This is a genomic window from Hymenobacter metallilatus (assembly GCF_003944705.1).
In the GTDB taxonomy this organism is placed as follows: Bacteria; Bacteroidota; Bacteroidia; order Cytophagales; family Hymenobacteraceae; genus Hymenobacter; species Hymenobacter metallilatus.
Genome location: NZ_RWIS01000002.1, coordinates 35394 through 57927 on the forward strand (window position 1 = coordinate 35394; position 22534 = coordinate 57927).

Sequence of the window (22534 nt, forward strand, 5' to 3'; positions counted from 1 at the left end):
AACTGACAACTGCTACAGCCGCAAAGGTACTCGCCCCATCCCGAATGCCTACTTTTGCCAGTTGAATCACCCCTTGCGCTTTGCTGTTTTTCCTTTCCCCCGCCATCTGGGTGCTGCTGGCCGCCGTGCTGGTGCAGCTCAGTTATGCGGCCTACTACTTTCTCCCTTTCGCCCGCCGCCCCCCGGAGCCCACCACCGGCCCCGACGAGGAGCCCGTGTCGGTGCTGGTGTGCGCCCACAACGAGCTGGATAACCTGCGCCGCCTGCTGCCCCTGATTTTGCAGCAGGACTACCCCCCTGGCTTTGAGCTGGTGCTGATTGATGACCGCTCAACCGACGATACCGTCCGCTACGTGCAGCAGCTTACCCAGTACTATCCCCACGTCCGGCTGGTCACTGTCACGCGCACCCCTGACGGATTGGCACCCAAAAAATACGCCCTGACACTGGGCATAAAAACAGCCCGTTACCCGCGCCTGCTCTTCACGGATGCCGACTGCATTCCGGCCACCAATCAGTGGCTCAGATACATGCAGCGCGGCTTCAGCCGGCCCGCCGAAATAGTGCTGGGGTATTCGGCCTACGCCGAGGAGCCAGGCTTTCTGAATAAATTAATCCGGTTTGAAACCTTGCTGTCGGGGGCACAGTATTTGTCCTTCGCGTGGCGCGGCCAGCCTTACATGGGTGTAGGGCGCAACCTGGGATACACCCGGCAGGTCTTTCAGCTAACCAAAGGATTTGCTTCTCACATCCGTAGCCTCTCCGGCGACGACGACCTGCTGGTGCAGGATGCCGTGCAGCGTGGGGCCCGAGTAGCAGTAGTGGCTGAGCCAGGGGCGCACACCCTCAGCGAACCAGCTACTACCTGGAGCGCTTGGTGGCGGCAAAAACGTCGGCATCTTTCGGCCGGCCGCAGCTACCGGCTGGCAGATCGGCTCCGGATCGGGACCTTTATGGGGGCCAATCTGGTTTTTTACGGTACGGCAATCGGCCTGCTGTTTTCCCGCCCCGATTGGGTACCTTTGGCTACGGTGTGCCTGCTACGCACCGCTGCTATGCTGGCCGTGTTTCACCAGCTCGGCCGTAGGCTCGATACTCGGTTGCCACCCCTCTGGTTACCGGTGCTCGATGCTGTGTATTTTTTTTATTATCTCGCTCTGGGAATCTCGCTGTTCCTCTACCGTACGCTCCGATGGAAGTAAACAATCAGGAAAAACAGTTCTCCGCCAAAGCCAAGCACGACTTCAAGCTGATTCGGGCCGCTGTGGAAAAGAACGACGGCAAGGCCTATGCCGAGCTGATGCAGATCTATAAGAAGCCCGTGTATCACGTGGTGCTGAAGATGGTGCGCAACCCCGACGACGCCGAGGACCTCACCATCGAGGCCTTCGCCAAGGCTTTCCGCAACCTGCACAAGTTCAACCCCGAGTTTGCCTTCAGTACCTGGCTGTTTCGTATTGCCACCAACAACTGCATCGATTTTATTCGTAAGAATAAGATCAAGACGATGTCCATCGACTCGGCCATCAAGATTGACAACGGCGATGAAATCACCATTGACTTCCGCGACCAGAACCTGAACCCTCAGGAGACGGCCATCAAAAACCAGAAAATTGAAATCATGCAGCACGTGGTGTCCCGGCTGCCCGATAAGTACCAGCGCCTGGTAACGCTGCGCTATTTCGACGAGTTGAGCTACGAGGAAATTGCTCAAGAGCTGAAAGCCCCCCTTGGCACCGTGAAGGCCCAGCTGCACCGCGCCCGGGAGCTGCTCTATGACATGGTAAAAAACAAGAAGGAAATCATCTAGCCAACAAAAAGCCCCGCCGCAAGCCGGGGCTTTTTCGTGCCCAGTAGCGCGCAGCTCCGCTTCGCGCACGAGCGGAGCGAGTTCCCACGCGTAAGTTTTGTACGCCTGATACTCGCTTCGCTCGTGCGCGAAGCGGAGCTGCGCGCTACTGTGTTTACCTTTGCCCCCACCATGAACCTGATCAACCACTACTTTCCCCTCCTCACCGACCACCAGCGCCAGCAGTTCCAGCAGCTCGATACCGAGTTTCGGGGCTGGAATGAGCGCCTCAACCTAGTAGCCCGCACCGACGTGGACAACCTGGAAGAGCGCCACTTTCTGCATTCCCTGGGCATTGCCAAGGTAGTGGAGTTTGCGCCCGGCTCCTCGGTGCTGGATGTAGGTACAGGTGGTGGCCTGCCGGGCCTGCCGCTGGCCATCATGTTCCCGGAGGTGAAGTTCCACCTGGTGGACAGCATCGGCAAGAAAATACGGGCGGTGCAGGAAATGGCCCACGCCCTGCACCTCACCAACCTTACCGCCGAGCAAACCCGCGCCGAGCAGCTGCGCCCCAAGTACGACTACGTGGTGAGCCGCGCCGTGGCCCGCCTGGCCACCTTCCACACCTGGATTGCCCACCGCTACAAGCCCCGCCACGAAGCCGCCCCAGGCAGCGGCCTCTACTACCTCAAAGGCGGCGACCTGGCCGAAGAAATTCAGGAGTCCGGCCTGCAGGCCACCCTCATCGACCTGCCGGACTTCTTCCAGGAGCCGTTTTTTGAAACGAAGAAAGTAGTAGTGGTGCGCAACGGATGACCCCACCCCCAGCCCCTCCCCTCCGGGAGAGGGGTGTGTTCTAACATTCTAATAGTTGTCGTCTGGCACCCCTCTCCCGGAGGGGAGGGGCTGGGGGTGGGGTCATCCCGGCACTTCCGCCGTGAGGAATTCCACTGCCCGGCGCTCTGAGTAGTAGGGCCCGTCGGGGGGGCCTTCCGCAAAACCAACGTGCCCGCCATCAGTAGGTGTTTCCAGGAACACACAGGGGCTTTGGGCCGCTACCTCGCGGGGGAAGCAGGAAGGTGGTAGAAACGGGTCGTTCTGGGCATTTACCAGCAGCGTAGGAATGCGAATGCCACTCAGGTAGCGGCCGGAACTGGCGTACTCATAGTATTCATCCGCCGACTTGAAGCCGTGCATGGGGGCCGTAAACCGGTCATCGAACTGTGGGAAATCCTGTAGCTCGTCGAGGTTGGTAAGGTCAACCTGGCCGGGGAGCAGCGCCGCCTTCTGCCGCATCTTTTCCCGCAGGGTTTTCATGAAACGGTTGAGATACAAGCGGTTTTCGAGGCGGGCAATGTGGTGAGAGCTGGATTTGAGGTCGGTGGGCACCGAAAACACAGCCGCCCGCTGCACCTGCTTGGGCACCCGGACCGGATTTTCGCCCAGATACTTCAGCGTAACGTTGCCACCGGCCGAAAATCCGGTCAGAAATACGCGGCGGTAGCGCGCCTTGCCCAGGGCGTAGCGCACCACAAAATCCAGGTCGTCGGTGTCGCCGAGGTGGTAGGAGCGGAGCAGGCGGTTCATTTCGCCGCTGCAGCTGCGGTAATTCCAGGCCAGGGCATCGAGGCCGGCGTGGTTGAGGGCCCGCACCATGCCCCGTACGTAAGGCCGCCCCGCGTCGCCCTCCAGCCCATGCGACACAATACCCAGGGTATCCGTCGGCTGCCCGTCGGGGCGCCGCGACCAGTCCAGGTCCAGGAAGTCGCCGTCGTCGGTTTCAACCCGCTCCCGGTGGTAGCGCACTTCCGGTACGGAGCGCCACAGGCTGGGTACAATGGTTTGCAAATGGCCGTTGAAGAGGTAAAACGGCGGTTGATAAGGGGAGTTGGCAATAAGCGGCATGATAGAAAACGGCTAGACGTGCGTTGTCAGAAATGCCCGGCGGTAGCAGTAGATAAGATACGCAAAAACCGTATCGGGTGAACAACGCGCCCCAAAAAAGTTCGGCATGCCGAGGAAATATCCATTGCGCAAAGCCAACCGGAATCCGCTAAACCCCAGCACGTCATTCCTCCTCTCGTCGGCATGACAGTTACTGTGGCAACGTCAGCACGCGAGATGCTTCACTCCGCTCCGCCTCTACACGACGGTTGTTCCCCTGAACTGCTTTGAGGCATCCATTTGTTATTTCCAACCAAAGCATTACCTTTGCACTCCCCAATTGAACTGAATTCGAGCAGAAGACCATTTTTCAACCCCATGGCAAACCATAAATCGGCCCTCAAGCGCATCCGTTCCAACGAAGCCAAGCGCGTGCTGAACCGTTACCAGGCAAAATCTACCCGCACCGCCGTTAAGAAACTGCGTGCTACCACCGACGCTTCGGTTGCGCAGGAACTGCTGAAGAAAGTATCGTCGATGCTGGACCGTCTGGCCAAGAAAAACATCATTCACAAGAACAAAGCCGCCAACAACAAGTCGAAGCTGGCTAAGTTCGTGAAGTCGCTGGCTGCGTAAGCACCTAACCGGCGCTCTGCTCTGTATACAGAAAGGCCCTGGGCATCAGCTCAGGGCCTTTCGTCGTTGATATAAGGCCACACGGTAAAGGTACTGCTGACACCGCGCCGGTCCGGCTGCAGTCAATCGTGCGACCAGAGAAGCCGTATTCAGTCACGAAAAAGCCCGCGCAACAGCTGTTACGCGGGCTTTGCGTTTCAGGTGAAGCGGTAGTTACGCCACGCTTACCTTCACCATATTGGTTTTGCCCTTCTCGTTGATGGGCATAGAGGCCGTATTAATAAAGACGTCGCCTTTGTTGAGGTGGCCGGTGGTGGTAAGGGCGTACTTGATGTCCGACACGGTGCTGTCGGTGCTCACCATCCGGTCGTAGTAGAAGCCGCGCACGCCCCAGATCAGGCTCAGGGTGGTGAGCAGGGCGCGGTTATCCGTGAAGATGAAGATGTTCGCCTTGGGGCGGTACTTGGCAATCTGGAAAGCCGTGTAGCCCCGGTGCGTCATGCCGGTAATGGCTTTGGCGCCGGTGTTTTTGGCCAGGTGGCAGGCCGCCGACAGCACGCTATCCACCATAAATGTGGGCGACTCCGGCGTAATGGGCCACCAACGGTTGTAGAGTGAGTCGCGGCGGGTTTCTACGCTTAGAATGGTGCCCACCATCGAGCGGATAACTTCGGCTGGATAGGCCCCCACGGCCGTTTCGGCGGAGAGCATCACGGCGTCGGCCCCGTCGAGCACGGCGTTGGCCACGTCGGAGGTTTCAGCGCGGGTGGGGCGGGGGGCCGTAATCATGCTCTCCATCATCTGGGTAGCTACAATTACCGGCTTGCCGGCCTTATTGCACTTCTCCACAATCATCTTCTGGGCCATCGGCACCTCTTCCATCTTCACCTCCACGCCCAGGTCGCCGCGGGCTACCATCACGGCATCGGTGAGAGCAATGATTTCATCGAGGTTCTTCAGGCCTTCTGGGGTTTCGATCTTGGCAATAACGCGGGCCGTTTTGCCGCTTTCAGCAATCAGGCTCTTGATAAAGCGGATATCCTCGCCACGGCGGGCAAACGACAGCGCAATCCAGTCCACATCGTTTTCCAGCCCGAATTTCAGGTCTTCGATGTCTTTCTCCGTCATGGAGGGAGCTGACACTTCCGAATCGGGCAGGTTGATGCCTTTGCGGGGCTTTACCAGACCGCCGTAAATTACCTCCACCTCCACTTCCTTGTCCCGGTCGGTAGCCAGTACACGCAGCTCAATCTTACCGTCGTCGATAAGGATCATGTCGCCGGGCTTCACGTCGCGGGCCAGGCCCAGGTAAATCGTGCTCAGGCGCGTGGCCGTGCTGATTTCCTTTTCGCCGCACACCAGCTTGATTTTGTCGCCAGGTTTGATTTCCACCCCGCCGCCTTCTACCTCACCCAGGCGAATCTTGGGCCCCTGCAAATCCTGCAGCAGACCCACGTGCGTGCGCATATCCTTGTTGAGGCGGCGCACCGTGTTAATCACCGAGAGGTGGTCTTCGTGGCTGCCGTGCGAGAAATTGAGCCGGAACACGTCTACGCCCTCGCGCATGAGCATACCCAGCTTCTCGTAGGTGTTGGACGCGGGGCCCACGGTGGCAATAATCTTGGTTTTATTAAAATGCGGGCGAGCTTCCATTGAGGTGTTGTATGGTCAGAAAATGTAAAACGGCAGCAGGGCGCAAACCCCATCATTCTGGGCGCAGCGCAGGACCCTATTCCGTCGGAACAGCAACGTTCCGGTAGAGGACAAGGGCTTGCGCTGCACTCAGAATAATGGGGTTTGACTTCTCAAAAGAGCAGATTTTCTTTGAATTTAAGGTCATTTGGGTCAACCTGACTAACCAGCTGAACTTCGGGTAGGGCCGAAAGCTGCACCAGCAACTCTTCCGGGGAGTGGCTCACCATGCCCGCGCTTACCTGCAGCAGATAATCGTATTCCTTAATATCGGGAGCCAGGAAGGGTTTTTTCAGGGGCGATGGATCTACGGAGCGGTTGCGCAGCAGCCGCAGGGTGTAGTGCTCCGTGGCATGCAGGTAGTTGCTGATGACCAGCCGGCCTTTCGTCAGCAGGTCATAAATCAGGTCCTGCTGCTTCACCAAGCGCAGGTGCAGTGCCCGGTTAAGCACCCAGGCCAGCGTATGTTCCCGGCTGGACGAAACGAGCCCGAACAGGTCGAAGTCGCAGTCGTACTCCACATCCAGCGTGAGAGTTTTCATGAGCGGGGCAAAGGAATAGAAACGCAAAAATAGGCACTGTAGTACCCTGGCGAAATACCCCCGGCCATAATCTTGCACCGGGAAGATTAGGGGGGCGAAGTTTGACAATGTTAGCGAAGATGGTGTTATTTGTGCCGAGTTTTCCTTAAACCCCCACGGAAATGTCTGAAATTGCAGAAAAAGTAAAAGCCATCATCATCGATAAACTCGGCGTAGAAGCTTCGGAAGTTACCCCGGAGGCTTCGTTCACCAACGATCTGGGCGCTGACTCGCTCGACACCGTTGAGCTGATCATGGAATTCGAAAAAGAATTCAACGTGTCTATCCCGGACGATCAGGCTGAGAACATCGGCACCGTGGGCCAGGCTATCAGCTACCTCGAAGAGCACGCCAAATAGTTGTTAGTGCTTAGTTGTTAATGCGTAGTGCCTGGATAGCTCTGGTGCAGCCTAAGCACTAGCAACTAAGCACTAACTACTACAGCTGCTTACCGGCCGGCCTGCCGCCGGCCGTTTTGCTTTTCTAGTGATTTCCTTTCTTTCGCTTCTCTGAGCCAGCCTATGTCTCTTCGGAGAGTTGTCGTGACCGGCCTGGGTGCCATTACCCCGCTGGGAAACACCGCCCCCGCTTATTGGGAAGGCCTGCAAGCCGGCGTGAGTGGGGCCGCCCCCATCACCCGCTTTGATGCCAGCAAGTTCAAAACCCGCTTCGCCTGCGAAGTGAAGAACTACAACCCGGATACCTACTTTCCCACCAAGGAGGGCCGGAAAATGGACATCTTCACCCAGTTCGCCCTGATTGCCGCCGATGAGGCCATCAAGGATGCCAACCTGGAGGGAGTGGATAAAGACCGGGTGGGCGTTATCTGGGGTTCCGGTATCGGAGGCCTGACCTCCCTGCAGGCTGAGTGCATTGCCTTTGCCAACGGCGACGGCACGCCCCGCTTCAACCCGTTCTTCATTCCGAAGATGATTGCCGACAGCGCGTCGGGCAACATCTCCATCCGCCACAAATTCCGGGGTCCGAACTTCGTGACCACCTCGGCCTGCGCATCTTCCTCTGATTCCATCATCTCGGCCTTCAACTACATCCGCCTGAACATGGCCGATGTGGTCGTAACCGGGGGCTCGGAGGCGGCCATCACCGAATCGGGGGTGGGCGGCTTCAACGCCCTGAAGGCCATGAGCGAGCGGAACGATGCCCCCGAACTGGCTTCCCGCCCCTATGATAAGGAGCGCGACGGCTTTGTGCTGGGAGAAGGTGCGGCCTCGCTGATTCTGGAGGAATACGAGCACGCCAAGGCCCGCGGCGCCAAAATCTACGCCGAGCTGATTGGCGGCGGGATGTCGGCCGATGCCTACCACATTACGGCCCCCGACCCCGAGGGCAACGGTGTAGTGCTGGTAATGCAGAATGCGTTGCGCGACGCTGGTATTTCGCCCGCCGATGTGGACTACATCAACACCCACGGCACCAGCACCCCGCTGGGCGACGGGGCCGAGGTGAAGGCTATTCAGAAGGTGTTTGGCGAGCACGCCTACAACCTGAACATCAGCTCCACCAAGAGCATGACGGGCCATTTGCTGGGCGGGGCCGGGGCCATTGAAGCCGTAGCCTGCATTCTGGCCATGCAGCACAACGTGGTGCCGCCCACCATCAACCACTTCACCGACGACCCGGAGCTGGACCCCAAGCTGAACTTCACGTTCAACAAGGCCCAGGCCCGCGAGGTGAACGTGGCCATGAGCAATACCTTCGGATTTGGCGGCCACAATACGTCCGTTATCTTCCGCAAAATCGAGTCGTAATGTGGAAAATGTGATTGAATGTGTGAAATGTGAAAAAGAGGGCTGATTTGCTGCTGCGTTCAGTCCGGTAAGTACATTTCGCACATTCAACACATTCAACCACATTTCTCACATTAACTACGATGCCAAAGCCCGGTCAGCCCCTGCCGCTATTCGGTTTTTTCCGCCGACTGCTGGGCCGTGACCGGGCTTTTCGGCAGGCTATTGCCACTCTCACGGGACACACGCCCGACAACGTGCGCCTGTATCAGCTGGCGTTTACGCACTCTTCGGTGGTGCGCCAACAGGGCGAGCAGGCCCGCCACCAAAGCAACGAGCGGCTGGAGTTTCTCGGCGACGCGGTGCTGGGCACGGTGGTGGCCGAATACCTGTTCCGCAAATTTCCGTACGAGCAGGAAGGCTTCCTGACGGAGATGCGCAGCCGCATCGTGAACCGGGAAAGTCTCAACGCCATTGCCCTCAAAATTGGGCTCGACAAGCTGGTGCAACTGGATGCCGGCCAGGGCCGGGCTGCCCGCTCGCGCTCCGTAAACGGCAACGCCCTGGAGGCGCTGGTAGGAGCCGTGTACCTCGACCAAGGCTATAAAACGGCCCGCAAGTTTGTGCTCAGCCGCCTCATCAAGCCCTACGTGGACGTGAAGGCTATGACCCAGACGACCACCAACTTCAAGAGCAAGCTGATTGAGTGGGCCCAGCGCAACGGCAAAAACCTGCGCTACGACCTCACCGGCGAAGCCCGCCCCGGCGGCGTGATGGAGTTTTCGGCCACGGTGCTGGTGGATGAAAATCCGGTGGCCACGGGTATGGGGCTTTCCAAAAAGCAAGCTGAGCAATTAGCCGCCGAGCGGGCCTTGGAGACGTTGGGGGTGTAAGAACGGCAATGAGCTGCCTGCGTTTACTGGCCTTCGCTTTGTTGGCTGTTTTCGGACTTGGCGCTGTGTACTATCTGTACAATGAATGGCAGCGGGTCGAAAAAAAGGTTGTGGTAATTATGCGTTCCAGTAACGAGGACTGTGACAGTGAATTTCGTTGCATCTGGAAGATTGAGCGAGTTGTAGCCGGAAAGTTGACAGCAACGGAATCTGCTTCTCTATACTATCTGATGAACAGCAAGCGGCAGTACAGCAAGCATGATAGCACTGAATGGTTGAGAGTGGAAGGAACTTATACGAATGAAGACGGACAAGCCTTCTATGCCGATTGTAGGGGTACTCTGAAGTTCTATGACCATTCTGTAAGAACTCTTATTAAACAAATTAAATAGGGCGAGCAATAAGAACACTGCGCCTTCTGCGAAAAACACCGCGTCCTCTGCGGGCTAAAATTGTAACAACGACTTAGCCCGTAGAGGACGCGGTGTTTACGCAGAAGGCGCAGTGTTCTGGCAACCCAATCCGGGGAAATGGAGTTGTTTTGCAGAACGAACCTTTCCCCCCGAACCCATGCGAATAGCCGGTGCTGCCCTCAACCAGATTCCGTTTGACTGGACTCACAACCTGCGCACCATTCAGGAGGCCATAACCCAGGCCAAGGCGGCCGGGGTGGAGCTGCTGTGTCTGCCGGAACTGTGCCTGACGGGTTACGGCTGCGAGGACCTGTTTCTGAGCGAGTGGCTGCCGGAGTCGGCGCTGGCGCACTTGCAGCAGGTAAGGCCTTGGACCGAGGGCATCTGTGTGGTGGTGGGGCTGCCGGTGAGGCTGAACCACCGCACCTACAACACGGCCGCCGTGCTGCGCGACGGGCAGATTCTGGGGTTTGCAGCCAAGCAGTTTCTGGCCAACGATGGGGTGCACTACGAGCCCCGCTTCTTCCACCCCTGGCCGGCCGGCGAAACCACCACGGTACAGTGGGAAGGGGAGGAGTGGCCGCTGGGCGACCTAATTTTCGAGCACCAGGGCGTGAAGTTCGGGTTTGAAATCTGCGAGGATGCGTGGCGGCCCGACGACGTACGGCCCGCCTGTCGGCTTGTGGGCCGGGTGGATTTGATTGTGAATCCCTCGGCCTCGCACTTTGCCATGAGCAAGACCGACGTGCGCTACCACTTGGTCACGGAAGCATCGCGCAACTTCCGCTGCACCTACCTCTACGCCAACTTGCTGGGCAATGAGGCCGGCCGCATGATTTACGACGGCGAAATTCTGGTGGCCCGCAACGGCCATCTGCTGCTGCGCAACCAGCTCATGAGCTTCAAGGAAGTGGACATGGAGTGCGTGGACGTGGATTTCAGCCAATCCCTGGAGCCCGCCGCCGACATCGTGCCCCTGCCCGCGCCCGACGAGTACCGGGAGCTGAACCAGGCCCTGAGTCTGGCGTTGTTCGACTACCTGCGCAAGGCCCGCAGCCGAGGCTTCGTGCTCAGCCTCAGCGGCGGGGCCGACTCGGTGATGTGCGCCGTGGCGGTGGCCGAGCTGGTGCGCCTGGGCACGGCCGAGCTGGGCACCGCCGAGTTTATGCGCCGGGCCGGCTGCTTCACGGCCGAGGAAATCGAGCGGCTGGCCGGCCCCGTAGCTCCCGTGCCCGACCACAACGCCCCCGGCCCCCAGGATGCTTCGTTGTCGGACCCAAACAATCAACAAGCAACTATAAACCAGAAACTAGTAACTCGTTTACTCACCTGCGCCTACCAGGGTACCGTCAACTCCTCCGACGACACGTTCAACTCGGCAAAGGAGCTGGCCGATTCCATTGGGGCGGTGTTTTACGACTGGACCATTGACGAGGAGGTGACGGGCTACGTGGGCAAGATTGAGCACGCCCTGGGCCGCGAGCTGACCTGGCAGACCGACGATTTGGCTCTGCAAAATATTCAGGCCCGGGTGCGGGCTCCCGGCATCTGGCTGCTGGCCAACGTGCAGAACTGCCTGCTGATGACCACCTCCAACCGCTCGGAAGCCAGTGTGGGCTACTGCACCATGGACGGCGACACGGCCGGCTCTATCTCGCCCATTGCGGGTGTGGACAAGGCCTTCGTAAAGCTGTGGCTGCGCTGGGCCGAAACGGAGCTGAACTACCCGGCCCTTCGCCACGTCAACGCCCTGCAACCTACCGCCGAGCTGCGCCCCCTCGAAGACAAGCAGACCGACGAGCGGGACCTGATGCCCTACCCGCTGCTCAACCGCATCGAGCGGCTAGCGTTCTACGACCGGCTTAGCCCCCGGCAGGTGCTGGCCACGCTGCAACAGGAAGACCCTACTGCCGACACGGAACAGCTTAAAACTTACGTAAAACGCTTCTACAGCCTCTGGAGCCGCAACCAGTGGAAGCGGGAACGGTACGCCCCCGCCTTCCACCTCGACGACTACAACGTGGACCCCCGCTCCTGGCTGCGCTTCCCCATCCTGAGCGGCGGCTTCACCCAGGAGCTGAACGCGCTGTAAGAACGTGCCGCCAGAAGTTGTACCCCCCGGGGCTGTGCTCCGGAGTACAACTTCTGGCGGCGCGTTCTGGCGGTGTGTAGCGCAATGTTGCCGCTACCCTGTACTTTCGTAGCCTGAAATCTACTTACAGCGTGGCGGGGAGCAGTCTGAATCAATTGTACCAGGAGCGGGAGGCGTACCGGCTGCCGCTGTATTCGGCGCGGCAGGTGGCCCGCCTGACGGGGCTTGCTGCTACCACCGTAACCACCTGGACGCGGGCCGCCGACGCGCTGGTGCAGCCGGCCGGTGCGGAGGCATTGTCGTTTCTGAACCTGGTGGAAGTGCACGTGCTGGCCGCCATCCGGCACCAGCACGGCCTGCCTTTGCAACGGGTGCGCCACGCGGTGCAGTTTGTGCGCCAGGAGCTGGGGGCCGACCACCCGTTGGCCCAGCACGAGTTTGAAACCGACGGCGTGGATTTGTTTGTGCGGGCGCTGGAAGATGAGAACTTACTCATCAACGCCTCCCGCCGGGGGCAGATGACCATTCGGCAGCTGGTGGAAGCCTACCTGCGCCGCATCGAGCGGGCCCCCGACGGGTTTCCGCTGCGGCTGTTTCCGGTGTACGGCAGCGGGCCGGGGTTTGCGCCCGACGGCCTGCCCACCCTCATTGCCGTGGACCCCACCATTGCCTTCGGCCGCCCCGTTCTCACCGAGAACTACGTGCCCGTGGATGTGGTAGCCAACATGTACCGGGCCGGCGACCCGGTGCCGGATATTGCCGCTGAGTATGGACTCAGCGTACAGTCAGTAGAAGAAGCCATTCGGTATGAGCGTGCAACCCTTGCCTGAGCCTTTGTTTTTCCTGGACCGCACGGTGGCCACGCGCCGCGTGCGGGAGGCTTTGCGGGCGCAGCAGGTGTCGTTCCTGGCTCACCCCGACGAGTTTCAGCCCGACACGCCCGATACTGAGTGGCTGCCGGCCATAACGACCCGCGGCGGTTTTGTGCTGACGCAGGAGCGCCGCATCCGCTACAACCCCCTGGAGCAGCAGGCTTTGCTGGCCAGTGGGGTGGGGGCGTTTATCGTGGTGGCCAAGGACCTGTCGGGTGCGGCCTTGGCCGAGTGCTTGGTGCGGGCTTTGCCCGCGTTGCGCCGGTTTGTACGGCAGCACCCGCGGCCCTTCCTGGCGAAAGTGTATGTTGACGGTAGCGTGCAGCGCGTTACCTTGCCGTCGTAAGCTTACTTGTTTTCACTTGCTATGAGTTTTCTGAGCGCCATTCTTTGGAATCAAAACCCCATCATTGCCGAAATAGGGCCGCTTACGCTGCGCTGGTACGGGCTGCTGTTCATGTCGGGCTTCGTGGTGGGTACCTTCATTCTGGGCCACGTCTATAAGTCGGAGAAAGTGTCGCCGCGCTGGGTGGATGTCATTACCATTTACATGCTGCTGGGTACGGTGCTGGGCGCGCGCCTGGGCCACGTGTTTTTCTACGACTGGCCCCAGTACCGCAATGATTTGCTGAGCATCCTCAAAATCTGGGAAGGCGGTCTGGCCTCGCACGGAGCAACTATCGGCATTATCCTGGCCGTGTGGCTGTTCAGTCGCAACAATAAGTTTGATGTGCTCTGGACCCTCGACCGGATTGTGCTGGTGGTGGCCGTGGGCGGCGCCCTCATCCGCATCGGCAACCTGATGAACTCCGAAATTGTGGGCCACCCCAGCTCGGCACCCTGGGCCTTCGTGTTTCCCCGCGACACCGAGCATTTGCAGCAAATACGTCCCGACCAACCCCTACCGGCCGGGGCCGTGCGCGTAGCCGCCGAAAAATTTTTAGCTCAGGATGGGACTGTGCGCTACCACCTGCTGCCCGAAGGAAGCCCTACTACTGCCGATTCGCCCGTAGCGGTGCCCCGTCATCCCACCCAAATTTACGAGTCGCTGTTCTGCGTGTTCCTGTTTGTGCTGCTGTACTCCATGTGGAACCGCACCAAAGAGCACACGCCCCGTGGGCAGTTGTTTGGGCTGTTTGTGGTGCTGCTGTTCTCGTTCCGCTTCCTGGTCGAGTTTCTCAAGGAAGACCAAGTGGCGTTTGAGCAGAACATGACCCTGAACATGGGCCAATGGCTGAGTGTGCCGCTGGTGTTTATGGGCCTCTACGTGCTGTTCACGGCCCGCAACCGCCCCGGCCGCCCCGAGGATGCTCCCCGCGACCTGCACGAGCAGGAAGCCAAGGAAGCGGCTTTAGCCGCTGCGAAGCGGTAGGGACCCCACCCCCGTCCCACCTCGCTTGATGCACGACATCCTCTGGGAGAGGAGTGCCAGTCGCGAGTTAAAGGACGCTGATTCGTTGAACGCACCCGGCTCCCGGAGGGGACGGGGGGCGGGTAAACAAAACGGCCCCGTGCTCAACCAGAGCACGGGGCCGTTTTACGGATGGTAGTTATCAGCCAACAACCAGCTTAGAAGCGGCGGTTGACGGCGTTGAGGTCCTCAAAAGCCGACTTGAGGCGGGTAATGAAGGTTTCTTCGCCCTTGCGTAGCCATACGCGCGGGTCGTAGTACTTCTTGTTGGGCGAGTCCTCACCGGTGGGGTTGCCAATCTGGCTCTGCAGGAAACCTTCATTCTTCTGATAATATCCGCGGATACCATCCCAAAACGCCCACTGCAGGTCGGTGTCGATATTCATCTTGATGGCTCCGTAGCTGATGGCTTCGCGGATTTCCTCCTGAGAGGAGCCCGAACCGCCGTGGAACACGAAGTTGATGGGACGCTCAGCTTCCAAAGCGTATTTCTCCTTCACGTAATCCTGGGAGTTTTTCAGGATGACGGGCTGCAGCTTCACGTTACCGGGCTTGTACACGCCGTGCACGTTGCCGAAAGCAGCGGCAATGGTAAAGCGGGGGCTGATTTTGCTCAGCTCCTCGTAGGCGTAGGCCACCTCCGAAGGCTGAGTGTAGAGCTTGCTGGAATCTACGTCGGAGTTGTCCACGCCGTCTTCCTCGCCGCCGGTTACGCCCAGCTCAATTTCCAGCGTCATGCCAATTTTGGCCATGCGCGCCAGATACTCCTTGCAGATGTCGATGTTCTCCTCAATGGGCTCCTCCGAGAGGTCGAGCATGTGCGAGGAGTACAGGGGCTGCCCGTGCTCGGCGTAGAACTTCTCGCCGGCTTCGAGCAGGCCGTCAATCCAGGGCAGCAGCTTTTTGGCAGCGTGGTCGGTGTGCAGAATCACAGGTACGCCGTAGGCTTTGGCCATGAGGTGTACGTGGTGCGCCCCCGAAATGCCGCCGGCAATGCTGGCCTGCTGCTTATCATTGGCCAAGCCTTTCCCGGCAAAGAACTGGGCGCCTCCATTCGAAAACTGAATGATAACCGGCGAGTTCAGGTCGCGGGCGGCTTCCAGCACGGCATTTACCGTGTCGGTGCCGGTTACGTTCACGGCGGGCAGAGCGTAGCCGTTGGCTTTAGCATGTTCGAAGAGCTGCTGCACTTCGTCGCCGTGCAGCACGCCGGCGCGCAGGCCGGTGAGAGTGGTTTGTTCAGCCATTTGCTGGAAGATGGTGACGCAGGTTGGGGAAAGGCCGCGCCGGGTTTTGGAATCTTAGGTCAAACATACTCAAAAGAAAAAGCTCCTGCCACATGCAAAAACGAGCCTTTAGCGAATTTTCGCTAAAGGCCCGTTTTTGCATGTGGCAGGAGCCATCGGCTTACTGAAAGGAGTAGGTATAGAGTGCTCCCTGCTCACTGCTGATGTAGAGGGTGTTGTTATCAGTAAAAACGGCGCCTTCCGTCTGGCCGGCTCCTTTCAGGGAAATCTGCCGGGGCGCAGCTTTCAACAGGTCGGGGAGGCTGTTGCCTTCCAGCACAAACATTTCCTGGCGGGCCAGCAGTACCAGGCGGCGGCCGTCGGGGCTAAGGGCGGCATCGGTAACGGCCCCCGGAATGGCCAGCTTTGTTACCAGCTGGGCGTTATAAGTACCTGGCTGGTCGGGTACGCTGTATACTTTGCTGGTCTGCTCCTGACCCCGGTCCTTGGTAAACAGGTAAACTTTGCCCGCGTACCACAACGTGGCCTCACAATCGAAATTACGCTCCTCCTTGGCCGGTGGAAATTCCTGCTGGTCGGGATATTTCAGGTGAATTTCCTGTACCTGCTGCACATTGGCGGGGTTGAGCCGGTAGATGACCAGGTCCTGCCGCGAGTTGTTGTTGTTGCCTACGTCGCCGATGTACACATGGCCGTTGGTATCACGGGTAATGCTTTCCCAGTCGTGGCTGCGTACCGGAATATCCAGCTGGGCCAGGGTTTTGCCGGTGGTGCTGATTTTGTAGAGAATGGGCTGGGTGCCGTCGTCGCCGTGCGTGAAGAAGGTGTTGTTTTCGCCCGTCAGGGCCAGGCCTGAGCTTTCGGGTACCCCACTCATGGAGCCTACCTGGGTGAGGTTGGCAATATCGGCTCCTTTGCCCCCTTTCTTACCCTTCTTCTTGCCCGACTTTTCCTGTTTGCTTTCCGAAGTATTGGTTTGGGCTTCTGAGCAGCTGCTCAGCAACGTGCCCGCCAGGGCGGCGGCGAAAAATAACGTGCGCATAGATGGCCGTAACAAGCTGAAAAAAATGCCGCCGAAGCACGCAGCTCCGGCAGCAACAGAATGCCTTATACGGAGAGGTAAGGTAGTGAGGTGGTGAGATGGTGAAATAGTGAGATGGTGAAATGGTGAGTTTGACGTTCTGACGGCGCGAGTCTGGGCCGGGTGCGCAAACTGCGCGGATAAAACGTTAAACTCACCATTTCACCACCTCACCATTTCACCATCTTATGGTACTGGGTCGTAGCCGTGGCCGCCCCAGGGGTGGCAGCGGCTGATGCGGCGCAGGGCCAGGCGGCCGCCCCGCCAGGGGCCGTACTTCGTTACGGCCTCTACGGCGTAGGCTGAGCAGGTGGGCACGTAGCGGCAGCTGGCTGGCGTGAGCGGCGAAATGAGGTGGCGGTACACCCAGAGCAGGCCCAGCAGCAGCTGGCGGAACAGGTAGGTCATGGCGTGGGTAAAGGTCGGGAAAGTAGCGTAAGCTTTAGCCTGAAACGGATCAGGAACGCCAAAATGTGGCCTACGCTTCTGCCGGAGCCGGGCCGGGAGAAAAGCAGGTGATAGTACAACGCCTGAGTAAGATGTACCCTGGCCCAAGCCAACGCTTAGGCCACTTCTTCTATCTTCGCCGAAAGTTCCCACTCATCCACCCCTACCCATCATGCAAAAAACACACTGGGCTAAAGTCCTGCTGCTGACGCTGCTCCTGCCGCTGGCCGCCCGCGCCGACGAAGGCATGTGGCTGCCGCTGTTTGTAAAGCGCCTCAACCATGCCGACATGCAGAAGAAAGGCCTCAAGCTTACGGCCGATGAAATTTACGACGTGAATACTGCCAGCCTGAAGGATGCTGTAGTGCAGCTGGGCGGCTTCTGTACCGGCGAGTTTGTAAGTAGCCAGGGGTTGCTGCTTACCAACCACCACTGCGGCTACGATGCCATCCAGAGCCACAGCACCCCGCAGAACAATATTCTGCAAAACGGCTTCTATGCCGCCAGCAAGGCCGAGGAGAAGAAAAACCCCGGCCTGTTCGTGGATATTCTGGTGCGCATGGAGGAGGTAACGGGTAAGGTGCTGGAAGGTATTACGCCTACCACCCCCGAAGCCGAGCGCATGGCCACCATTCAGAAGCGCCAGCGCGAAATGGCCGACAACGCCAAGGAAAACGGCAAATACGTGGCCTACGTGCGCGACATGTTCGGGGGCAACGAGTATTACCTGTTCATCTACCAGCGCTTTGGTGATGTGCGTCTGGTGGGGGCTCCGCCGGAGGCCGTAGGCAAGTTCGGGGGCGACACCGATAACTGGATGTGGCCTCGTCACACCGGCGACTTCAGCATGTTCCGGGTGTACGCCGATAAAAACAACCAGCCCACCGCTGGCCCCGAGGAAGGCAATATTCCGTACGTGCCCAAAAAGCACCTGCCCGTGGCCCTGCAGGGCGTAAACGAAGGCGACTTTGCAATGGTGTTCGGGTTTCCGGGCCGTACCCAGCGTTTCCTGCCTGCCGCCGGCCTGCAGCTGGCCCTCGACCAGAGCAACCCCGCCCGCATCAAGCTGCGTGATACCCGCTTGAAGCTGTGGAAGGAAGATATGGATCAGGACCCCGCCCTGCGCCTGAAGTACGCCTCCAAGTACGCCAACATTGCCAACTACTGGAAGTACTTCATCGGCCAGAATGAGGGCATGAAGCGCCTGAAAACGGTAGATGCTAAAAAGGCCGAGGAAAACGCCCTGCTGCAGTGGATTGCCCAGGACCCCGCCCGTGCCCAGCAGTACGGCGACGCCCTCAACGTCATCAACCAGAGCTACGCCGGCATTCGTCAGTACAACCTCAGCAGCCAATACGTAAACGAAGCCGCTTTCGGCACTGAAATAGTAACGCTGGCAGCCCGCATGATGCCCTTGGCCACGGCCCTGAAAGCCACCCCCCAGGATAAGGCCGCTGTAGACAAGGCCGTAGCCGACCTGAAGGAACCCGTAGCGGAGTACTTTAAGGACTACAATGCCGCTACCGACAAGAAGGTATTTGCTGCCCTGATGAATCTGTACATGCAGGATGTACCCAAGGACCAACTGCCCGACGTGTTCCAGACGGTACAGAAGCAGTACGGCGGCTCCATGCAGAAATATGCCGACTACGTGTTCAGCAACTCCTTTCTGACTTCGGAAGCCAAGGTAAACGCCTTCCTGGCCGCGCCTACGCTGGCCAAGCTGGAAGCCGACCCCGGCTACAAAACGTATCAGTCGGTGTACTCGAACTACGTGCAGAACATTGTACCCAAGCTGCAGGGCCTGCAAGCCGGCCTGGGCCGGGCCAACCGGCTGTACGTGGCGGCCCTGCGCGAGAAAAACAGCACCAAGATATACTCGCCCGATGCCAACTCTACCATCCGCCTGAGCTACGGCACGGTGCGCCCTTACAAAGGCCGCGACGCCGTTGCCTACGACTACAAAACCACGGCCCAGGGCATTCTGGAGAAGGAAGATGCCACCAACCCCGAGTTTGTGGTGCCTCAGAAAGAGTTGGAGCTGCTTAAAATGAAGGATTACGGCCGCTTCGCCGACAAGCAGGGCAACCTGCCTGTGGCCTTCATTACCGACAACGATATTACCGGCGGCAACTCCGGCTCCCCCGTTATCAACGGCCGCGGCGAGCTGATTGGCATTGCCTTCGACGGCAACTGGGAAGCCATGACCGGCGACTTAGCCTACGACCCTGAGCTGAAGCGCTGCATCAACGTGGATATTCGCTACGTGCTCTGGTGCATTGAGAAAATGGGAGGCGCCAAGCACCTCGTGGACGAAATGACGCTGGTAAACAACGGCCCTAACCCCGGCGTAGGGCCTGCCACCGCCGCCGGTGCCGATATGAGCGACGTGGAAAAGATGAAGGTAAAGACCGACAAAGGCGGTAAAACCAAAATCAAGCGCAAAAAAGACGCAGCTATGCTGTAAGGCTATATGTCACTCCGGGCAGCGCGAGGAATCTGGGTTAGATTCTGATGAATAAGTCAGAATACTTGTCCTGCTTAAAATGAAACCCCAAAAAAAAGACCCGATGCCACTTGGTATCGGGTCTTTTTTTGTGAGCTGAGAGCAAGCCATTGTACGGTTCAATGGGAGTAGCTATTTTACAGCAATAGAAATTCTTATGCTTCTCTATGCTGAGACTTTACGCTTTATCAGGTTTGTTTATTGGACTTACAAGTACTGCCCATGCTCAGGGCAACGGCCCTGGCTTGTGGGGTGCCCGGGCGGCCGGGCTGGGACACATCGGGAGCGTACTGGAAAACGACGGCTGGGCCGGTGCCGCCAACGCCGCCGCGCTGGGTAGCCTGGCACGGCCTACGGTGGGGGTAGGTGCCGAGAACCGGTATCTGCTGCCTGCTTTAAACACGGTATCGTTGGCGGTGGCCGTGCCCATAGGCTACCGCTCTGAGCAGCCGGCTCCACCTGTGGCGGGTGTGCCAGCCGCCGTAGCCGCAACGCAGGCCCCGCGCTACGGGGTTATTGGTTTCACGGCGCAGCGGTTTGGCGGCAAGTTATACTCGGAGCAGCGGCTGGGGCTGGGCTACGGCTACCAGCTGGGCACGGTGCGGGTAGGGGCGCGGGTAGAGGTGCTGCAAACCAGCTTCGAGGGCCTGGGCAGCCGCCGGGTAGTAGCCGCTTCCCTGGGTGGCCAAGCCGATATCATTCCGCGCAAGCTCACCTTTGGCGCCACCCTCTACAACCTCAACCAGGCTCGCCTCTACGAGTACCAGGATGAGCGCCTGCCCACCGTGCTGCGGGCCGGCCTGGCCTGGCGGGCCTCCGAAAAAGTACTACTGCTGGCCGAAACAGAGAAAGATGTGGCCCAGGACGCCGATTTTAAAGCTGGCCTGGAGTACCAGCCAATACCAGTGCTGGCTTTGCGCGCGGGCCTCACAACGCTCACGCAGCAGCTGACTGCGGGCGTAGGCCTGAAAGCCGGGCAATTTCAGGTAGATTATGCTGCGGCCTGGCACGACGCCCTGGGCCTGAGCCAGCAACTGAGCGTGGCCTATGTGTGGGCTAAACGGCCCACCCAGCTATGAGTCGCCGGGTAGTTGTGGCCGGAGTGTTGCTGCTCTCGGCCGCCGGGGTCCGGGCTCAGGAGTATCCCCGCCCCGCCGTGCCCGACCTGGACCGGCTTACGCAGGAGCTATTCGCCGAAATTCAGAGCGACCAGGTGCCGTACGAAGACCTCTACGAAACCCTGCTGCAGTACTACCAAACTCCGCTCAATCTCAACACGGCCACCCGCGAGGATCTGCGCGGCCTGCTGCTGCTCTCCGAAACCCAGATAACCAACCTGCTGGAGCACCGGCAGCGGAACGGGGCGCTGCTGAGCCTGTACGAGCTGCAGAGTGTGCAGGGCTTTGATCTGCGGACCATTTACCGGGTTGCTCCCTTTGTATCGGTACTGAATACCGACCCCAACGCCGCCCGCGGGCCGCTGTGGCAGCGCATCTGGCAGGAAGATAACAATGCCCTGTTTGTGCGCTACGAGCGGACCCTGCAGGGCCGCCCCGGCTACCTTCCGCCCGATACTACCAGCACCGGTGCCCCGGCCTCGCGCTACCTCGGCTCCCCCGATAAGCTGCTGGTGCGCTACCGTGTGAGTCGCAGCAAAGATTTCAGCCTGGCTCTCACGGCCGAGAAAGACGCCGGGGAGCAGTTTGCCTGGGACCCCAAAACCCGCCGCTACGGGGCCGATTTTTACTCCGGCCATTTCGTGCTGCAGGAGCGCGGGCGGCTCAAAACCCTGGCCCTGGGCGACTACCAGCTGCAATTCGGACAGGGGTTGCTGCTGTCGTCGGGGCTGGCGGTGGGCAAAGGGGCCGAAACCATTACCACCCTGCGACGCAGCTCAGTGGGGGTACGGCCATACTCCTCGGTGCTGGAAAGTACATTTTTCCGGGGGGCGGCGGCTACGGTGGCCCTAACCAGCACAGTACGGGCTACGGCCTTTGTGTCGCGCAAGCGGGTTGATGCCTCCCTGCAAACGGCCCGCGACTCCCTGGCCGATTTCAGTGAGTTTACCTCTGGCCTGTTGCTCACGGGTATGCACCGTACCCCCACCGAGCTGGCCAGCCGCCAAGCCCTGCGCGAAACTGTAGCGGGCGGCAACCTCAGCTACGCCAGCCCGGGCGGCGACTTGCAGGCCGGCGTCACGGCCATCAATACCCTGTTCGATAAGCCGCTGCTGCGCCGCGACGAACCATATAATGCCTTTGAGCTGCGGGGACGCCGCAACCTGGCCCTGAGTGCCAACTACAACTACGTGTGGCGCAACCTGTTGCTGTTCGGTGAAACGGCCCGCAGTAGCGGCGGCGGCCTGGGTACCGTGAATGGGCTGCTGGCCAGCCTCGCCCCCAACGTCGATGTGTCGGCCCTGTACCGGTATTACGCCCGCGACTTTTATACCCTCTACGGCAACGCGCTCAGTGAAAACACCCGCAACAGCAACGAAAGTGGCCTGTACCTGGGACTGAAGCTGCGCCCCGCTGCCCGCTGGGAGGTATCGGCGTACTACGACCGGTTCCGGTTTCCGTGGCTGCGTTACCAGGCCGGCGCCCCCGGCACCGGCCACGACTGGCTGGTACGGGTGGCGTTCAGCCCCACCAAAACCAGCCTGCTCTACGCCCAGATCCGGCAGCGCACCAAGTCCTACGATGCCGATACCCTACGGCCAGTGCCAATGCCCGTACCTACCAGGCGCCGTAGCTATTTACTGTTTTATGATGCCAGCCCTACCACGTTTCTGAGCTTGCGTACCCGCGTACAAGGCTCCACATACCGGGAAGATGACGGCCCTGCCCGCCACGGCTATGTGCTGGCCCAGGATGTAACGGTGCAGCCCCTACAGCGCCTGCGCCTAACGGCTCGCTACGCCCTCTTCGATACCGATGATTACGACACCCGACAGTACGTGTTTGAGCAGGATGTGCTATATGCGTTTTCCGTACCGGCTCTGTACGGCCAGGGCACCCGCGCCTACGTGCTGGTACAGGCCGATTTGAGCCGCCACCTCACGCTCTGGCTGCGCTATGCCGATACGCAGTACCGCTACCAGCGCACCGTGGGCTCTGGCCTGGAAGAAATTCAAGGCTCCCGTCGCTCCGATATAAAGGCGCAGCTACGGTATCGGTTTTGATTGGTGGTAGGAGGAAGGGCAAGGGAAAACGGATTCCTGTACCAGCATAAAAAAACTCGGT

Annotated in this window: 20 protein-coding genes; 14 read left to right on the plus strand and 6 right to left on the minus strand. The window is 59.4% G+C overall.

Annotated elements, in window-relative coordinates:
- Positions 1–80 precede the first annotated feature (80 nt).
- The 3 genes from EI290_RS03530 (at position 81) to rsmG (ending at position 2605) form a co-directional block, all read left to right on the plus strand.
- A complete protein-coding gene (locus tag EI290_RS03530; RefSeq protein WP_185816831.1) occupies positions 81–1202 on the plus strand; it encodes a glycosyltransferase in 1122 nt (373 codons plus the stop codon).
- A complete protein-coding gene (locus EI290_RS03535) occupies positions 1193–1810 on the plus strand; it encodes an RNA polymerase sigma factor (protein WP_125426841.1) in 618 nt (205 codons plus the stop codon). The genes EI290_RS03530 and EI290_RS03535 overlap by 10 nt, the downstream gene beginning before the upstream one ends.
- Positions 1811–1981: 171 nt before the next feature.
- On the plus strand, positions 1982–2605 hold the full coding sequence (gene rsmG, locus EI290_RS03540) for a 16S rRNA (guanine(527)-N(7))-methyltransferase RsmG (protein WP_125427534.1): 624 nt from the start codon (positions 1982–1984) through the stop codon (positions 2603–2605).
- A 102-nt stretch (positions 2606–2707) separates the two neighbouring features.
- On the opposite strand, the gene EI290_RS03545 is transcribed toward rsmG, so the two are convergent.
- Positions 2708–3694 carry a YheT family hydrolase gene (locus tag EI290_RS03545; RefSeq protein ID WP_125426843.1) on the minus strand — a complete coding sequence of 329 codons (987 nt, stop codon included), beginning with the start codon at positions 3692–3694 and terminating at the stop codon, positions 2708–2710.
- A 357-nt stretch (positions 3695–4051) separates the two neighbouring features.
- Between EI290_RS03545 and rpsT the strand changes: the two genes are divergently transcribed.
- Positions 4052–4309, plus strand: a complete 258-nt coding sequence (rpsT, locus tag EI290_RS03550) for a 30S ribosomal protein S20 (protein ID WP_125426845.1) — start codon at positions 4052–4054, stop codon at positions 4307–4309.
- Positions 4310–4522: 213 nt separating this feature from the next.
- On the opposite strand, the gene pyk is transcribed toward rpsT, so the two are convergent.
- Together pyk and EI290_RS03560 are read right to left on the minus strand one after the other, a co-directional pair.
- Positions 4523–5962 (minus strand): pyruvate kinase, encoded by a 1440-nt coding sequence (pyk, locus tag EI290_RS03555; protein WP_125426847.1) that lies wholly within the window; start codon positions 5960–5962, stop codon positions 4523–4525.
- A 152-nt stretch (positions 5963–6114) separates the two neighbouring features.
- Positions 6115–6543 carry an IPExxxVDY family protein gene (locus EI290_RS03560; protein ID WP_125426849.1) on the minus strand — a complete coding sequence of 143 codons (429 nt, stop codon included), beginning with the start codon at positions 6541–6543 and terminating at the stop codon, positions 6115–6117.
- A 161-nt stretch (positions 6544–6704) separates the two neighbouring features.
- Between EI290_RS03560 and EI290_RS03565 the strand changes: the two genes are divergently transcribed.
- The 7 genes from EI290_RS03565 (at position 6705) to lgt (ending at position 13972) form a co-directional block, all read left to right on the plus strand.
- On the plus strand, positions 6705–6941 hold the full coding sequence (locus EI290_RS03565; RefSeq protein ID WP_019948606.1) for an acyl carrier protein: 237 nt from the start codon (positions 6705–6707) through the stop codon (positions 6939–6941).
- A 162-nt stretch (positions 6942–7103) separates the two neighbouring features.
- Complete coding sequence (fabF, locus tag EI290_RS03570) at positions 7104–8351, plus strand: beta-ketoacyl-ACP synthase II (protein WP_125426851.1); 1248 nt, start codon at positions 7104–7106, stop codon at positions 8349–8351.
- 122 nt (positions 8352–8473) lie between these two features.
- Entirely contained in the window at positions 8474–9223 is a 750-nt protein-coding gene (gene rnc, locus EI290_RS03575; protein ID WP_125426853.1) for a ribonuclease III, read from the plus strand.
- Between the two features lie 570 nt (positions 9224–9793).
- Positions 9794–11728, plus strand: coding sequence for an NAD(+) synthase (nadE, locus tag EI290_RS03580; RefSeq protein WP_125426855.1), 1935 nt, complete (start codon positions 9794–9796; stop codon positions 11726–11728).
- A 131-nt stretch (positions 11729–11859) separates the two neighbouring features.
- On the plus strand, positions 11860–12558 hold the full coding sequence (locus tag EI290_RS03585) for a DUF433 domain-containing protein (RefSeq protein WP_125426857.1): 699 nt from the start codon (positions 11860–11862) through the stop codon (positions 12556–12558).
- A gap of 4 nt (positions 12559–12562) precedes the next feature.
- Positions 12563–12946: a PIN-like domain-containing protein gene (locus EI290_RS03590; protein ID WP_125426859.1), complete on the plus strand. Its 384-nt coding sequence runs from the start codon at positions 12563–12565 to the stop codon at positions 12944–12946.
- Between the two features lie 21 nt (positions 12947–12967).
- A complete protein-coding gene (lgt, locus tag EI290_RS03595; protein ID WP_125426861.1) occupies positions 12968–13972 on the plus strand; it encodes a prolipoprotein diacylglyceryl transferase in 1005 nt (334 codons plus the stop codon).
- 197 nt (positions 13973–14169) lie between these two features.
- Here the strand turns inward: lgt and fbaA are convergent, their stop codons facing one another.
- From fbaA to yidD, 3 genes are all read right to left on the minus strand, one after another.
- Entirely contained in the window at positions 14170–15258 is a 1089-nt protein-coding gene (gene fbaA / locus EI290_RS03600) for a class II fructose-bisphosphate aldolase (RefSeq protein WP_125426863.1), read from the minus strand.
- Positions 15259–15418: 160 nt separating this feature from the next.
- The gene (locus EI290_RS03605; RefSeq protein WP_125426865.1) at positions 15419–16300 is read right to left on the minus strand and encodes an SdiA-regulated domain-containing protein; all 882 of its coding nucleotides are present in this window, start codon (positions 16298–16300) and stop codon (positions 15419–15421) included.
- Positions 16301–16525: 225 nt separating this feature from the next.
- On the minus strand, positions 16526–16747 hold the full coding sequence (gene yidD, locus EI290_RS03610) for a membrane protein insertion efficiency factor YidD (protein WP_125426867.1): 222 nt from the start codon (positions 16745–16747) through the stop codon (positions 16526–16528).
- A 211-nt stretch (positions 16748–16958) separates the two neighbouring features.
- Between yidD and EI290_RS03615 the strand changes: the two genes are divergently transcribed.
- The 3 genes from EI290_RS03615 to EI290_RS03625 all read left to right on the plus strand — a co-directional run bounded on the left by EI290_RS03615 (position 16959) and on the right by EI290_RS03625 (position 22473).
- Entirely contained in the window at positions 16959–19253 is a 2295-nt protein-coding gene (locus EI290_RS03615) for a S46 family peptidase (RefSeq protein WP_125426869.1), read from the plus strand.
- 206 nt (positions 19254–19459) lie between these two features.
- Positions 19460–20371: a hypothetical protein gene (locus tag EI290_RS03620; RefSeq protein ID WP_125426871.1), complete on the plus strand. Its 912-nt coding sequence runs from the start codon at positions 19460–19462 to the stop codon at positions 20369–20371.
- Positions 20368–22473, plus strand: coding sequence for a ComEA family DNA-binding protein (locus EI290_RS03625; protein WP_125426873.1), 2106 nt, complete (start codon positions 20368–20370; stop codon positions 22471–22473). The genes EI290_RS03620 and EI290_RS03625 overlap by 4 nt, the downstream gene beginning before the upstream one ends.
- Positions 22474–22534 lie beyond the last annotated feature (61 nt).

What these genes read in the sequence shown, in the direction of transcription:
- EI290_RS03535 (WP_125426841.1), top strand. Translation starts at nt 1,193, where the DNA reads ATGGAAGTAAACAATCAGGAAAAACAGTTCTCCGCCAAAGCCAAGCAC.
- rsmG (WP_125427534.1), top strand. Translation starts at nt 1,982, where the DNA reads ATGAACCTGATCAACCACTACTTTCCCCTCCTCACCGACCACCAGCGC.
- EI290_RS03545 (WP_125426843.1), bottom strand. Translation starts at nt 3,694, where the DNA reads ATGCCGCTTATTGCCAACTCCCCTTATCAACCGCCGTTTTACCTCTTC.
- rpsT (WP_125426845.1), top strand. Translation starts at nt 4,052, where the DNA reads ATGGCAAACCATAAATCGGCCCTCAAGCGCATCCGTTCCAACGAAGCC.
- pyk (WP_125426847.1), bottom strand. Translation starts at nt 5,962, where the DNA reads ATGGAAGCTCGCCCGCATTTTAATAAAACCAAGATTATTGCCACCGTG.
- EI290_RS03560 (WP_125426849.1), bottom strand. Translation starts at nt 6,543, where the DNA reads ATGAAAACTCTCACGCTGGATGTGGAGTACGACTGCGACTTCGACCTG.
- EI290_RS03565 (WP_019948606.1), top strand. Translation starts at nt 6,705, where the DNA reads ATGTCTGAAATTGCAGAAAAAGTAAAAGCCATCATCATCGATAAACTC.
- fabF (WP_125426851.1), top strand. Translation starts at nt 7,104, where the DNA reads ATGTCTCTTCGGAGAGTTGTCGTGACCGGCCTGGGTGCCATTACCCCG.
- rnc (WP_125426853.1), top strand. Translation starts at nt 8,474, where the DNA reads ATGCCAAAGCCCGGTCAGCCCCTGCCGCTATTCGGTTTTTTCCGCCGA.
- nadE (WP_125426855.1), top strand. Translation starts at nt 9,794, where the DNA reads ATGCGAATAGCCGGTGCTGCCCTCAACCAGATTCCGTTTGACTGGACT.
- lgt (WP_125426861.1), top strand. Translation starts at nt 12,968, where the DNA reads ATGAGTTTTCTGAGCGCCATTCTTTGGAATCAAAACCCCATCATTGCC.
- fbaA (WP_125426863.1), bottom strand. Translation starts at nt 15,258, where the DNA reads ATGGCTGAACAAACCACTCTCACCGGCCTGCGCGCCGGCGTGCTGCAC.
- EI290_RS03605 (WP_125426865.1), bottom strand. Translation starts at nt 16,300, where the DNA reads ATGCGCACGTTATTTTTCGCCGCCGCCCTGGCGGGCACGTTGCTGAGC.
- yidD (WP_125426867.1), bottom strand. Translation starts at nt 16,747, where the DNA reads ATGACCTACCTGTTCCGCCAGCTGCTGCTGGGCCTGCTCTGGGTGTAC.
- EI290_RS03615 (WP_125426869.1), top strand. Translation starts at nt 16,959, where the DNA reads ATGCAAAAAACACACTGGGCTAAAGTCCTGCTGCTGACGCTGCTCCTG.
- EI290_RS03620 (WP_125426871.1), top strand. Translation starts at nt 19,460, where the DNA reads ATGCTGAGACTTTACGCTTTATCAGGTTTGTTTATTGGACTTACAAGT.
- EI290_RS03625 (WP_125426873.1), top strand. Translation starts at nt 20,368, where the DNA reads ATGAGTCGCCGGGTAGTTGTGGCCGGAGTGTTGCTGCTCTCGGCCGCC.